The organism is Microbacterium sp. cx-55, from assembly GCF_021117345.1.
Lineage (GTDB): Bacteria > Actinomycetota > Actinomycetes > Actinomycetales > Microbacteriaceae > Microbacterium.
Map to the genome: position 1 here is coordinate 761096 of NZ_CP088261.1, position 12616 is coordinate 773711.

The following is a 12616-nucleotide window of genomic DNA, read 5'->3' on the forward strand; positions in this document are numbered from 1 at the left end:
CTGTCCCTCCGGTGCGACGCGCCCGGTGTCGGATGCGGAAGTGGGCGCGCCTCGCGTGGGACGCGGGCCCCGCATCCGGTGCTGGGTAGGGTCGATCAGGCATGCACCGCCTTCTCGTCTCCCTGCTCTCCGCGCTCGACGCTCTCGTCGCCGCGGTCGTCGGCGTCGCTGTCGCGGTCGCCCCGCTGATGGTGCTCTGGTTCGTCGTCTTCGGGGCTCCCGATCTCGGGGCAATCTGGCAGACGTCGGCGGCCATCTGGCACCTCGGTCACGCCGTCCCGCTCGCGATCACGCTGCCCGCGGAGTACCTGGCGCAGGCCGGCATTGATCCGTCGCTCGCGTCGTTCGTGCTGTCGCTCGCGCCCCTCGGGTTCGCCGCCTTCACGTTCCTGTTCGCCGCGCGCTCCGGCGCCCGAGCAGCTCGGGCCGGCGCGTGGCTGACCGGTGTCGCGACCGGGACCATCGTCTTCACCGCCTTCGCCGTCGGTGTCGCGCTGACCTCCGCCGCGGAGGTCGTGAGCGTGTCGCTGTGGCAGGCCGTGCTCTTCCCCTCGGCGTTCTACGCGTCGGGACTTCTCGCGGGCGCCGTCCGGGTGGCCTGGACCGATGGCGACGAGGGGATCGTGGACAGCATCCGGCTCCGCCTCGACCGGGCGGGCCACGCGTGGCCCGAGGTGCCGGGACTCATCGCCCGGGGTACGGCGCTCGTCGTCACGGCCCTGCTCGGCGCCGGCGCCCTGCTGCTCGCGATCGCGCTCGTCGTGCGTGCCCCGCAGATCGTCGCGCTCTCGCAGTCGGCCAACCTCGACGGCTTCGGCGCCGTCGTGGTCGCTCTCGGGCAGATGCTGTATCTGCCGACGCTCGTGCTCTGGGCGGTCGCGTTCCTCGCCGGTCCCGGTGTCGGGCTCGGAGCGGGGGCGGTGGTGGCCCCCGGCGGCACACAGCTCGGCATCCTGCCCGGCATCCCGGTGCTCGGCGTCCTGCCCGAGTCCTCCTCGCCCTGGCTGCTCGCCCTCGCGCTCCTCCCGGTGGCGGCGGGAGCCGCGGCGGGCTGGGCGGTGCGTTCGCGGCTGTCGCCGCGCGGAAGCTCCGCGGATGCGGAAACCACCGGCATCCTGGTGGCGCTGACCGGGGCGATCGCGCTGTTCTCCGCCCTCGCGGCGGCGCTGCTCGCCGTGCTCGCCACCGGTTCGCTCGGACCGGGCCGCCTCGCCGGCATCGGACCGGATGCGGCCGCGGTCGCGATCGCGATCGGCGTCGAGGTGGGCCTCGGCGCCGGCATCCTGCTGCTCGCCCCGCGCCGCGGCGCAGGCGCGGGACGCGATACCGCGTTCGCCCCGGACGGCGACCGGTCGCGCCGCTAGACTGACCGGGTGCTCACCGTCGCCGTCCTCATCTCCGGCGCCGGCTCGAACCTTCGGGCGCTTCTGGAAGCCGCGGCCGCGGCCGACTTCCCCGCGCGGGTGATCGTCGTCGGCGCCGACCGTGAAGCCGATGGTCTGGCGCACGCGGAGGCCTTCGGCATCCCGAGCTTCGTCGTTCCGTGGCCCGGCGCCGCCGAACGCGAGGCGTGGGGGGCGGAGCTCGCCAGCCAGCTCGAGGTGTGGAATCCGGATCTCGTCGTGCTCTCGGGGCTCATGCGCCTGCTGCCCGGGGCGGTCGTCGAACGCTGGTCTCCGCGCATGATCAACACGCACCCGGCGTACCTTCCGGAGTTTCCCGGTGCCCACGCTGTCCGCGACGCGATGGTCGCGGGCGTGGCCGAAACCGGCGCGAGCGTCATCGTGGTCGACGACGGCGTCGACACCGGTCCGATCCTCGCCCAGGAGCGCGTCGCCGTGCTGCCGGGCGACGACGAGCACGCGCTCCACGAGCGCATCAAGCCCGTCGAACGGCGTCTGCTGGTCGACGTCGTGCGCCGGATCGCCGTCGGCGACCTCGACCTCGCCGCATCCGTTCTCTGACCGACACCCTTTCCCCACCGAGGAGTCCCATGGCCGGGCCCAGCCACGATCCGTCCCTCTACCGTCACCGCGACACCGTCCCGGTGCGCCGCGCACTCGTTTCGGTGAGCGACAAGACCGACCTGTTGACGCTGGCCGAGAGCCTGTCCGCCGCCGGTGTCGAGATCGTCTCCACGGGGTCTACGGCCTCGACGATCCGCGACGCCGGGTTCGCGGTCACGGATGTTTCGGCGGTCACGGGGTTCCCCGAGTCGCTCGATGGTCGGGTGAAGACGCTGCATCCCGGGGTGCACGCGGGCCTCCTCGCGGATCTGCGTCTGGAAAGCCACGAGCACCAGCTCGGCGAGCTCGGCATCGCGGCGTTCGAGCTCGTCGTGGTGAACCTCTACCCGTTCGTGGAAACCGTGGCATCCGGCGCCGAGGGCGACGCGGTCGTCGAGCAGATCGACATCGGCGGCCCCGCGATGGTGCGTGCGTCGGCGAAGAACTACGCGAACGTCGCGATCGTGGTCTCGCCGGAGTCCTACCCGGCGATCATCGAGTCGATCGCGGCGGGTGGCACGACGCTCGCGCAGCGGAAGGAACTCGCCGCGCGCGCCTTCGCGCACACCGCGGGCTACGACCGGGCCGTGGCGACCTGGTTCGCCGAGGGCACGCTCAACGGCGACTCCGAACTGCCCGCGCACCTCACGATCGGGGCCGAGCGCCTCGAGACGCTGCGCTACGGCGAGAACTCGCACCAGCGCGCCGCGATTTACACCCGCAGCGGCGGCCACGGCATCGCCCAGGCCACCCAGCTGCAGGGCAAAGAGATGTCGTACAACAACTACGTCGACGCGGACGCGGCGTTGCGCGCCGCGTTCGACATGGTCCAGCCCGCGGTCGCCATCATCAAGCACGCGAACCCCTGCGGCATCGCGGTGAGCGCGCCGAACGCCCTCGACCCGATCGCGAGCGCGCACCTGCGTGCCCACGAGTGCGACCCGGTGTCGGCCTTCGGCGGCGTCATCGCCGCGAACCGCACCGTCACGCTGAAGATGGCGGAGAACCTGCGCGACATCTTCACCGAGGTCATCGTCGCGCCGGACTTCGAGCCCGAGGCCCTCGAACTCTTCCGGTTGAAGAAGAACCTACGTGTGCTGCAGCTGCCCGCCGACTGGCAGCAGGAGCGGTTCGATGTGCGCCTCGTCTCGGGCGGCCTGTTGCTGCAGGATGCCGACCGCTTCCCCGACGACATCGAGTCGGTCGCGAAGAACTGGGAACTCGTGGCCGGCGAACGCCCCGCCGACGAAGACATGACCAACCTGATCTTCGCGTGGAAGGCGTGCCGCGCGGTGAAGTCGAACGCGATCGTGCTCGCCCAGAACTCCGCCACCGTCGGCATCGGGATGGGCCAGGTCAACCGGGTCGACTCCTGCCGCCTCGCGGTCGAACGCGCCGGCGACCGCGCGCGCGGGTCGGTGGCCGCATCCGACGCCTTCTTCCCGTTCTCGGACGGCCCGCAGGTGCTCGTCGACGCGGGCATCTCGGCGATCATCCAGCCCGGCGGATCCGTGCGCGATGAGGAGACCATCGCGCTCGCCCGCGAGCACGGCGTCACGATGTTCTTCACCGGCGAGCGGCACTTCTACCACTGAGCGCGGCGGGCGCGTGTGAAGAACCGGGTCGGAGTGCGTGCTCCGACCCGGTTCTTCGTCCTCAGGCGGTCGGCCGCCCGTAGGTCTCGAGAAAGCGGAGCCACACTTCGCTGAGCGTGGGATAGGCGGGCACGGCGTGCCAGAGGCGGGCGATGGGTACTTCGCCGACGATCGCGATCGTGGCGGCGTGTAGCAGTTCGGCGACCTCGGACCCCACGAACGTGACGCCGATCAGCACCTGGCGGTCCTCGTCGACGATCGCGCGCGCGGTGCCGACGTAGTCGTCGCTGAACGTGGAGGCGCCGGCGACCCAGGAGAGGTCGTAATCGAGGGTGCGGATGCGGCGCCCGGCCTTCTGCGCGGCCGCTTCCGTGAGGCCGACCGACGCGACCTCGGGGTCGGTGAAGGTGACCTGCGGCACGCTGTCGTGGTCAGCCGTCGCGACGTGCGTGCCCCAGGGCGCGTCGTCGACCGTGCCGCCGGTGGCTCGTGCGGCGATGACGTCGCCCGCGGCGCGCGCCTGGTACTTGCCCTGGTGGGTGAGGAGAGCGCGGTGGTTGACGTCACCGACGGCGTACAGCCAGTCCGAGCCGTGCACGCGCATCGTGTCGTCGACCTCGAGCCAGGTGCCCGGCTCCAGCCCGATGCTCTCGAGCCCGAGATCGTCGGTGCGCGGGAGGCGACCCGTCGCGACGAGCACCTCCGCGGCGCGCACGGTCTCGCCGCTCGAGAGAGTCAGTTCGGCCGTATCGCCCTCACGACGCGCCTCGGTGACCTCGGTGCCGAGGCGCAGCGTGACCCCGCGCTCGCGCAGCGCGTCACCGACGAGCGTGCCGGCGAACGGCTCCATCCCGCCGAGCAGCGACCCGCGTACGACGAGCGTCACCGACGCGCCGAGGTCCCTGTACGCGTTCGCCATCTCGGCCGCCACTACTCCGCCGCCGATGATGGCGAGACTCTCCGGCACCTGCTCGGCGCTGGTCGCCTCGCGACTGGTCCACGGCGAGATCTCGGCGAGTCCGGGGGTGTCGGGCAGCAGAGCGGAACTGCCGGTGCAGACCGCGACCGCGTGGCGGGCGATGAGCTCGGTCACGCCGCCATCTGCCGAGGTGACGCTCACCCGCTTCTCTCCGACGATCCGCCCGTGACCGCGCACGAGATCGATCCCGGCGCCCTGCAGCCACTCCACCTGCGAGGAGTCGTTCCACGAGTGCGTCAGGGTGTCGCGGCGTCGCAGCACACCGGCGACGTCGACGTCTCCGGTGACCGCTTGCTTCGCTCCGTCGACGGCCCGCGCGGCGCGAAGTGCCGAGCCCGCTCGCAGGAGCGCTTTCGAGGGCATGCACGCCCAGTACGAACATTCGCCGCCGACCAGTTCGCTCTCGACGATGACCGCCGTGAGTCCGCGTTGCACCGCGCGATCGGCGACGTTCTCGCCCACCGGGCCCGCCCCGATCACGATCAAGTCGTACGTGCGGGTGGCGGATGCTCCGGATGCGGCGTCGGTCATGCCGCGACGCTATCTCGTTCCGGTCACCGGGCGCGAGGGCTTGCGGACCCCGCGGGATGGCCCCCGGCGTGCCGCGCTGCCGTGTCCGAAAACCGCGAGCGGGTGGCGCCGGCGCGTGTCAGGCTGAGTGCATGCCCCTCGCCGCAATGTCGTTCGACGAACGCTATCGCGCCATCCATTCGCGCGATGCGCGGTTCGACGGCCAGTTCGTGACCGCCGTTCGCACGACCGGCATCTACTGCCGTCCGAGCTGCCCGGCCCGCACCCCGCTGCCCGCGAACGTCACGTTCTACCCGACCAGTGCGGCCGCCCACGAAGCGGGGTACCGCGCGTGCAAGCGCTGTCTTCCGGAGGCCGCACCGGGTTCGCCGGAGTGGGACCTCCGCGCCGACGTCGCCGGCCGGGCGATGCGGCTGATCGCCGACGGAGTCGTCGAACGCGACGGGGTTCCCGGCCTCGCGCAGCGGCTCGGATACTCGTCGCGGCATCTCACGCGCGTGCTGACCGCGGAACTGGGGGCGGGGCCCCTCGCCCTCGCCCGCGCCCATCGCGCGCACACGGCACGGATGCTGCTCGTCGGCACCGACCTGCCCGCCTCCGAGGTCGCCTTCTCGGCGGGCTTCGCCAGCATCCGCCAGTTCAACGAGACGGTGCGCGAGGTCTTCGGGATGACCCCGCTCGCCCTCCGCGCGCGGCGTCGCGGCGAATATCACGCCGAGTCCGGCACGATCGAGCTGGTGCTCGCGCACCGAGGGCCGATCGACCTCGACGGCGTCTTCGGGTGGATGGACGTCCGCGCCGTCGCGGGCGCCGAGACGGCCACCCCCGACTCCTTCGCCCGCACCCTCCGCCTCGCGAGCGGCACCGCGTGGTTCGAGGTGCGCCGTACGCCCGACGCCCTGCGGCTGCGGACGCGGCTGACGCGCCTGTCGGACCTGCCCCAGCTGCTCACGCGCGTGCGCCGGCTGTTCGACCTGGATGCCGACCCGACCGCGGTCGATGACGCACTCGCCCGCCACCCGGAGCTCGCCGCCCACGTGCGCGCCGTGCCCGGGATCCGAGTGCCCGGCGCCGCCGATCCGCACGAGATGCTGATCCGCGCGATGGTCGGGCAGCAGATCACGGTCGCCGCCGCGCGCACCGCGTTGAACGCGCTGACGGATGCGCTCGGCGAGCGGGTACCCGCGCACGCCGGCACGGACCGGCTGTTCCCGACGATGGCCGCGATCGCGGCGCACGGCGCGGACGTGCTCCGCGGGCCGGGTGCCCGCATCCGCGCGATCACGGGCGCCGCCGCGGCGCTCGCCGACGGAACCCTGACCCTCGACGCGGGCGACGATGCGCAGGAGCAGCGCGCGCGACTGCTGGCGACGCCGGGCATCGGGCCGTGGACCGCGGACTACGTGCGGATGCGGGTGACGGGTGACCCCGACGTCTTCCTCCCGGGCGACGTGGCCGTCCGTGCCGGCGGCGCACGGCTCGGCCTCCCCGCCGACCCCCGGGGCATCGCGGCCTGGGCCGAGCGCGGAGCACCCTGGCGGAGTTACCTCACGGCGCACCTGTGGCGCGCCGCCGCGGCGCCCGGGGCGGCCGCCCGGGCGGCCGCTGTGGCTGGGCCGACTGTGGCGCGCGCGGCGCCCGCGGCGGCCGCCTCTCGCCCGGCGGCGCGGAAGAGGACCGCAGTCGTCGGACCGGACCCCGCCGCGGCGCCACATCCGTCCCACGAGTTCACATCTGCCCCAGCGGTCCGACGACTCGCGACCACCCCCACCCAGGAGACGCCATGACCGCCCTCATCGAGACCATCGACACCCCCGACGGGCCCTTCACCGCGCTCGTCGACGACCGCCAGCGCGTGCTCGCGTCGGGGTGGACGGCCGATCGTGAGGTCGCCCTCGGCCGGCTGCGCGCGGCGGCGCGGCCCGCGGAGGCCCGGGACGGCACGGTCGAGGCCATGGCGGCCGTGCGCGCCTACTACGCGGGCGACGTGACGGCGATCGACGACGTCGCGGTGCACCAGGTCGGCACGGTCGGTCAGCTCGCCGGGTGGCGCGCGCTGCGGAGCATCGCGCCCGGCGCGCCGCTCACCTACACGGAGTTCGCGATCGTCCTGGGCTCTCCGCGGGCGGTGCGGGCGGCCGCATCCATCTGCGCCCGGAACGCACCCGCGCTGTTCGTGCCGTGCCACCGCGTGCTTCGCACCGGGGGAGCGCTCGGCGGCTTCGCCTGGGGGCTCGACGTCAAGCGCAGCCTTCTCGACCGCGAGCGCGGCGAGCGCGGCGAGCTCGTCGTGCACCGGACGACTTGAGCGTCGAGGGCGTCGTGCGGCGGACGGTCTGAGCGCGGCGAGCACCGTCCCGGGAAGGGTGTGGCGCTCGCGCGTGTTGCATCCAGCGAATCCACAGGCATATTCTGGAGGGCTGCTCTCCCTCCGCATGCGCCCCGCCGATCGCGGGGCTCCGGACCTGCGCCACGCACCCCCCAGGAACCATGACACCCTCTTCCACGCTCTCCACTCCGCGCGCCCTCGCGCGGTTGCTTCCGTTCGCGCGCCCCGTGCTTCCGCGGCTCATCCTCGGCGCGGTCAGCGCCCTGGCGGCCAGCATCGTCGCGCTCATGATCCCCCTCGTCCTCGAGGGCGTCGTCGGCGGCCCGATCGCTTCGGGCGACCCCGGCCAGATCCTGTGGGGCGCGATCGCGGTCCTCGCCCTGGGATTGGCGGAGGCGATTCTCGTGTGGGCGCGGCGCTGGTTCGTGCTCGCGCCCTCGACGCACATCGAGTACGAGTTGCGCACCGGGTTCTACCGACGGCTGCAGCGTCTCCCGGTCTCGTTCCACGACCGCTGGCAGTCCGGACAGCTGCTGAGCCGCATGATGCAGGACATCAGCCTCATCCGCCGCTGGCTCGCGTTCGGCCTCATCCTGCTGGTCGTCAACGTGCTCACGATCGCCATCGGCACCGTGCTGCTGTTCCAGTGGCACTGGCTGCTCGGTGTGATCTTCCTGATCTTCTCCGCGCCGCTCTGGTACGCCGGCTTCCACTTCGAGAAGCAGTACGGCACGCTCGCCCGGCAGAGTCAGGACCAGGCCGGCGATCTGGCGACGTCGGTCGAGGAGAGCGTGCACGGCATCCGCGTGCTGAAGGCCTTCGGTCGGGGCGGGCACGCGCTGGCGAAGTTCACCCGCCAGGCCGAGACGCTGCGTCAGACCGAGCTCCGCAAGGCTCGGGCGATCGGGCAGATCTGGTTCTGGCTCGTGCTGCTGCCGGAGATCGCCTTCGCGTTCTGCCTGGGCGCCGGCATCGTGCTCGCCAGCCTCGGTGAGCTCTCGGTCGCGCAGCTGTTCGCCTTCTTCGCGATGGCGACCGTGCTGCGGTGGCCGATGGAATCCATCGGCTTCCTCTTCTCCTTCATGCTCGACGCCCGCACGGCCACCGACCGTATCTACGAGGTGTTCGACGAGGAGAACACGATCGTCGATCCGGCCGCGCCGAAGACGATCCCGACGGCGCGCGGGCGACTCGTGTTCGAGGACGCGCACTTCCGCTATCAGGATGCGCCCGAGACGCAGCGCGACCTCCTAGACGGGGTCGACCTCGCGCTCGAGCCGGGCGAGACGATGGCTCTCGTCGGTCTCACGGGTTCCGGCAAGACCACCCTCACGACGCTCCCCGCGCGGCTCTACGACGTGACGGGCGGTCGGGTCACGCTCGACGGCGTCGACGTCCGCGACCTGACGCTCGAAGAGCTCCGCACCCATGTGGCGATGGCGTTCGAGGACGCGACGCTCTTCTCCGCAAGCGTCCGCGAGAACGTGCTGCTCGGTCGGGACGACCTCGATCCGGCCTCGCCGGAGGGCGAGCGGGTGATGCGCGAGGCTCTCACGATCGCGCAGGCCGGCTTCGTCGACGAGCTTCCCCGTGGCGTTGACACCGTCATCGGCGAGGAGGGCCTGAGCCTCTCCGGCGGCCAGCGCCAGCGCCTCGCCCTCGCCCGTGCGGTCGCGGCGCGCCCGGCCGTGCTGGTGCTCGACGACCCGCTGTCGGCCCTCGATGTCGACACCGAGGCGCTCGTGGAAGAGGCGCTTCGTCGCGTGCTCGCCGAGACCACCGCGCTCATCATCGCCCACCGCCCGTCGACGGTCGCGCTCGCCGACCGCGTCGCGCTCATGGAGCACGGCCGGGTCACCGCGGTCGGCACGCATTCCGAGCTCATGCGCACCTCGGACCACTACCGCTACGTCATCTCCAGTCTCGACAGCGATGACGCGGATGCAGCCCACGAAGGAGTCGCGTCATGACGACCGTCACCGGAACCGGCGGAGAAGACCGCTCCGACTACACGCGTGAAGAGAGCCGCCACATCCGGCGCCGGTCGCTGCGCCTGCTCGGCTCGCTCGTGACACCGCTGCGCGGGCATCTGATCCTCGCGGCGCTCGTGCTCGTCGTCTCGACGGCGCTCCGTGTGATCGGCCCGGCACTCATCGCCTACGGCATCGACACGGCGCTTCCTGCGGTGATCGACCGGATGGACTGGATGCCGGCGATCGGCGTGTTCGCCGTGTACCTCGTGTCCGCCATCGGCGGGGCGGGGCTCATCGGCTGGTACGTGGTCGTCGCCGCGCGGCTCACCCAGGCGGTCATGATGGACCTCCGCACGCGCATCTTCCGGCACACGCAGCGACTCAGCCTCGAGTTCCACGAGTCGTACACCTCGGGCCGCATCATCTCGCGCCAGACGAGCGACCTCGACACCATCCGCGAACTGCTCGACGGCGGGCTGAACGAACTCGTCTCTGGTGTTCTCTACGGCGGGTTCACCCTCGTCGCGCTGCTGCTGCTTGACTGGGAGAGCGGCGCCGTCCTCGTGATCATGGGCGTGCCGCTGTGGCTGCTCATGCGGTGGTTCTACCGGCGGTCCCAGGTCGTGTACCGCGAGTCGCGGGTCGTGAGCGCGAAGGTTATCGTGCAGTTCGTCGAGAGCATGACCGGCATCCGCGCGGTGAAGGCGTTCCGCAAGGAGCCGCGCAACGACGAGGCTTTCGGCGAGCTGTCGGGTCAGTACCGCGATGTGAACATGCGCTCGATCAAGCTGTTCGGCACGTTCGAGCCGGCCCTCATGGCGATCTCGGCGGCGACGCTCGCGCTCGTGATCCTGTGGGGCGGGCTCCGCGTCTCGAGCGGCGAGTTGGAGGTCGGTGTGCTGCTGGCCGCGGTGCTGTACGTGCGTAACTTCTTCTCGCCGCTGCAGGAAGTGGCGATGTTCCTCAACTCGTACCAGTCCGCCGCCGCGGCGCTCGAGAAGGTGTCGGGCGTGCTGGAGGAGGAGCCGTCGGTGCCCGATCCGGTGACGCCGGTCGACCTGCGTTCGGCCCGCGGCGCCATCGGGTTCGACGATGTCGAGTTCGGGTACGGCGACGGCCGGGTCGTTCTGCCGGGCTTCTCGCTCGACGTTCCCGCGGGGCAGACCATCGCTCTCGTGGGCACCACCGGCGCGGGGAAGACGACGCTCGCGAAGCTGGTGTCGCGCTTCTACGACCCGACCGCGGGGCGTGTGACGCTCGATGGCGTGGACCTTCGGGAACTGCATCCGAAGGATCTGCGGCGCGCGATCGTCATGGTGACGCAGGAGGCGTACCTGTTCAGCGGAACGGTCGCCGACAACATCGCGCTCGGCAAACCCGACGCCACCTTCGAGGAGATCCAGCGGGCGGCGCGGGCTGTCGGCGCCGAGCAGTTCATCGAGGCGCTGCCCGACGGGTACGACACCGACGTGAACAAGCGCGGCGGACGGGTGTCGGCGGGGCAGCGTCAGCTGATCTCGTTCGCCCGCGCCTTCCTCGCCGATCCGGCCGTGCTGATCCTCGACGAGGCGACCGCGTCGCTCGACATCCCGAGCGAGCGGCTCATCCAGGAGGCGCTGCAGACCCTGCTCGCCGACCGCACGGCCATCATCATCGCCCACCGGTTGTCGACCGTCGCGATCGCCGACCGGGTGCTCGTCATGGAGCACGGTCGCATCATCGAGGACGACACCCCGGCCACCCTCATCGCCGGAACCGGTAAGTTCGCCCAGTTGCACGCGGCCTGGCGGGCCTCGCTGGTCTGAGGTGCGTCACCGCCCGTTCAACCGGGCGGCGTAGCGTCGCGCTCGTGCCCCTGCCGCATCCGCCTCCGACCGTCGCCGCGAGCGGTGGGCTCCGGTGGTCGCGCGTGGCGGGTGGGATCGTGATCGTGACGGCGCTGTGCGTGGCCGGGGCGGTGCTCGTTCGTCCGACAGACGTGGGCCCGGGCGCGGCTCCGGCCGCCGTGCCGGTCGTGTCGGCTGCCGTCGCGCCGGTGGCGGAGGCGTTACCGGCGGGGGAGGCCGCGGCGGGAGCTGCCGCCACGGTGGAGAGCGTCTCGGTCGTCGTCGCGCCGGATGCCGGGTGGGTCGAGGCGACGGCCGCGCGCACGGGGATCCCGGTGCGTGCGCTCGAGGCCTACGCGCGCGCCGATCTCGTGATCGATGCCGAACAGCCCGGATGCGGAATCGGGTGGAACACGATCGCCGGGATCGCGGCGATCGAATCCGATCACGGTCGGCACGGCGGTGCGGTGCTCGGGGCCGATGGGTACTCGACCCCGACGATCCGCGGCGCGGCGCTGGACGGCCGCGGGGTCGCGGCGATCCCCGACACCGACGGGGGAGCGTGGGACGGGGATGCGGTCTGGGATCGCGCGGTCGGACCGCTCCAGTTCATCCCCGCCACCTGGAGCACCTGGGGCGCCGACGGGAACGGCGACGGCGCGGCGGATCCGAATCAGATCGATGACGCGGCCCTCGCGGCGGCGCGCTACCTGTGCGCGTCGGGTGAGATGACGACGGTCGGCGGATGGCGCACCGCGGTGTTCAGCTACAACCATCTCGACGTCTACGTCGACGATGTGGCTCGTGTCGCGCAGCAGTACGGGGCGTCCGGCTGAATCCCGGCGGCAGGATCAGATCCGGATGCGGGCGACGATCTCGCCGAACTCGGTCTCATCGAACGGCTCGAATCCGACGCTCCGGAAGAACATCTCCGGACCCTCTTCGCCGGCTTCGTAGATGACGTCGACATGGTCCATGCCGCGCTCGCGCGCCTCGGAGATCAGGCTGTCGACGGCGAATCGTCCGACGCCGCGGCGCTGTTCGTCCGCGTCGACGTTGATGCGCCAGAGGACGGAGCGGAAATGCTCGTTCGAGGAGTCCGCATCCAGGTTCGCGCTCACGAAGCCCACGACCTCGTCGCCGTCGAGCACGACGCGCTGCCAGGTGGTGCGCGGGTCGACCACGGTGGCCGCGACTCCGTAACTGACCGGGGCGAGGAACTGTTCCTGCCCGGGCTTGAGGGACAGCGTGTTCACGGCGACGATCGTCGCGGCGGAGAGCTCTTCGAGGCGCAGTTCCGTCATACCCACAGGCTAGCGCGCACGGCTCCCTCCCCGAAGGGATCGGACCGTGCATTACCGCGCGCCGCGTTCGCGC

Annotated in this window: 10 protein-coding genes; 8 read left to right on the forward strand and 2 right to left on the reverse strand. The window is 71.8% G+C overall.

Going from position 1 to position 12616, the window contains the following annotated elements; translation table 11 throughout:
* Positions 1-101 precede the first annotated feature (101 nt).
* Genes LQ938_RS03600 through purH form a run of 3 tightly spaced genes read left to right on the forward strand, consistent with a single transcriptional unit; the run spans position 102 to position 3601 of the window.
* Positions 102-1364, forward strand: coding sequence for a cell division protein PerM (locus tag LQ938_RS03600; protein ID WP_223721804.1), 1263 nt, complete (start codon positions 102-104; stop codon positions 1362-1364).
* Between the two features lie 9 nt (positions 1365-1373).
* Positions 1374-1964: a phosphoribosylglycinamide formyltransferase gene (gene purN / locus LQ938_RS03605; RefSeq protein ID WP_223721805.1), complete on the forward strand. Its 591-nt coding sequence runs from the start codon at positions 1374-1376 to the stop codon at positions 1962-1964.
* 29 nt (positions 1965-1993) lie between these two features.
* Positions 1994-3601, forward strand: a complete 1608-nt coding sequence (gene purH / locus LQ938_RS03610; protein ID WP_223721806.1) for a bifunctional phosphoribosylaminoimidazolecarboxamide formyltransferase/IMP cyclohydrolase — start codon at positions 1994-1996, stop codon at positions 3599-3601.
* 61 nt (positions 3602-3662) lie between these two features.
* Here purH and LQ938_RS03615 read toward each other — a convergent pair whose 3' ends face one another.
* Positions 3663-5111: a dihydrolipoyl dehydrogenase family protein gene (locus tag LQ938_RS03615; RefSeq protein ID WP_223721807.1), complete on the reverse strand. Its 1449-nt coding sequence runs from the start codon at positions 5109-5111 to the stop codon at positions 3663-3665.
* Between the two features lie 131 nt (positions 5112-5242).
* Between LQ938_RS03615 and LQ938_RS03620 the strand changes: the two genes are divergently transcribed.
* The 5 genes from LQ938_RS03620 (at position 5243) to LQ938_RS03640 (ending at position 12075) form a co-directional block, all read left to right on the forward strand.
* On the forward strand, positions 5243-6898 hold the full coding sequence (locus LQ938_RS03620) for an AlkA N-terminal domain-containing protein (protein WP_223721808.1): 1656 nt from the start codon (positions 5243-5245) through the stop codon (positions 6896-6898).
* Positions 6895-7419: a methylated-DNA--[protein]-cysteine S-methyltransferase gene (locus tag LQ938_RS03625; protein WP_223721809.1), complete on the forward strand. Its 525-nt coding sequence runs from the start codon at positions 6895-6897 to the stop codon at positions 7417-7419. The genes LQ938_RS03620 and LQ938_RS03625 overlap by 4 nt, the downstream gene beginning before the upstream one ends.
* 182 nt (positions 7420-7601) lie before the next feature.
* Positions 7602-9410, forward strand: a complete 1809-nt coding sequence (locus tag LQ938_RS03630) for an ABC transporter ATP-binding protein (protein ID WP_223721810.1) — start codon at positions 7602-7604, stop codon at positions 9408-9410.
* Complete coding sequence (locus LQ938_RS03635) at positions 9407-11218, forward strand: ABC transporter ATP-binding protein (protein ID WP_223721811.1); 1812 nt, start codon at positions 9407-9409, stop codon at positions 11216-11218. The genes LQ938_RS03630 and LQ938_RS03635 overlap by 4 nt, the downstream gene beginning before the upstream one ends.
* Positions 11219-11262: 44 nt before the next feature.
* Positions 11263-12075 carry a lytic transglycosylase domain-containing protein gene (locus tag LQ938_RS03640; protein WP_223721812.1) on the forward strand — a complete coding sequence of 271 codons (813 nt, stop codon included), beginning with the start codon at positions 11263-11265 and terminating at the stop codon, positions 12073-12075.
* 15 nt (positions 12076-12090) lie between these two features.
* Here the strand turns inward: LQ938_RS03640 and LQ938_RS03645 are convergent, their stop codons facing one another.
* Positions 12091-12543 (reverse strand): GNAT family N-acetyltransferase, encoded by a 453-nt coding sequence (locus LQ938_RS03645; protein WP_223721813.1) that lies wholly within the window; start codon positions 12541-12543, stop codon positions 12091-12093.
* Positions 12544-12616 lie beyond the last annotated feature (73 nt).

What these genes read in the sequence shown, in the direction of transcription:
- LQ938_RS03600 (WP_223721804.1), top strand. Translation starts at nt 102, where the DNA reads ATGCACCGCCTTCTCGTCTCCCTGCTCTCCGCGCTCGACGCTCTCGTC.
- purH (WP_223721806.1), top strand. Translation starts at nt 1,994, where the DNA reads ATGGCCGGGCCCAGCCACGATCCGTCCCTCTACCGTCACCGCGACACC.
- LQ938_RS03615 (WP_223721807.1), bottom strand. Translation starts at nt 5,111, where the DNA reads ATGACCGACGCCGCATCCGGAGCATCCGCCACCCGCACGTACGACTTG.
- LQ938_RS03620 (WP_223721808.1), top strand. Translation starts at nt 5,243, where the DNA reads ATGCCCCTCGCCGCAATGTCGTTCGACGAACGCTATCGCGCCATCCAT.
- LQ938_RS03625 (WP_223721809.1), top strand. Translation starts at nt 6,895, where the DNA reads ATGACCGCCCTCATCGAGACCATCGACACCCCCGACGGGCCCTTCACC.
- LQ938_RS03630 (WP_223721810.1), top strand. Translation starts at nt 7,602, where the DNA reads ATGACACCCTCTTCCACGCTCTCCACTCCGCGCGCCCTCGCGCGGTTG.
- LQ938_RS03635 (WP_223721811.1), top strand. Translation starts at nt 9,407, where the DNA reads ATGACGACCGTCACCGGAACCGGCGGAGAAGACCGCTCCGACTACACG.
- LQ938_RS03645 (WP_223721813.1), bottom strand. Translation starts at nt 12,543, where the DNA reads ATGACGGAACTGCGCCTCGAAGAGCTCTCCGCCGCGACGATCGTCGCC.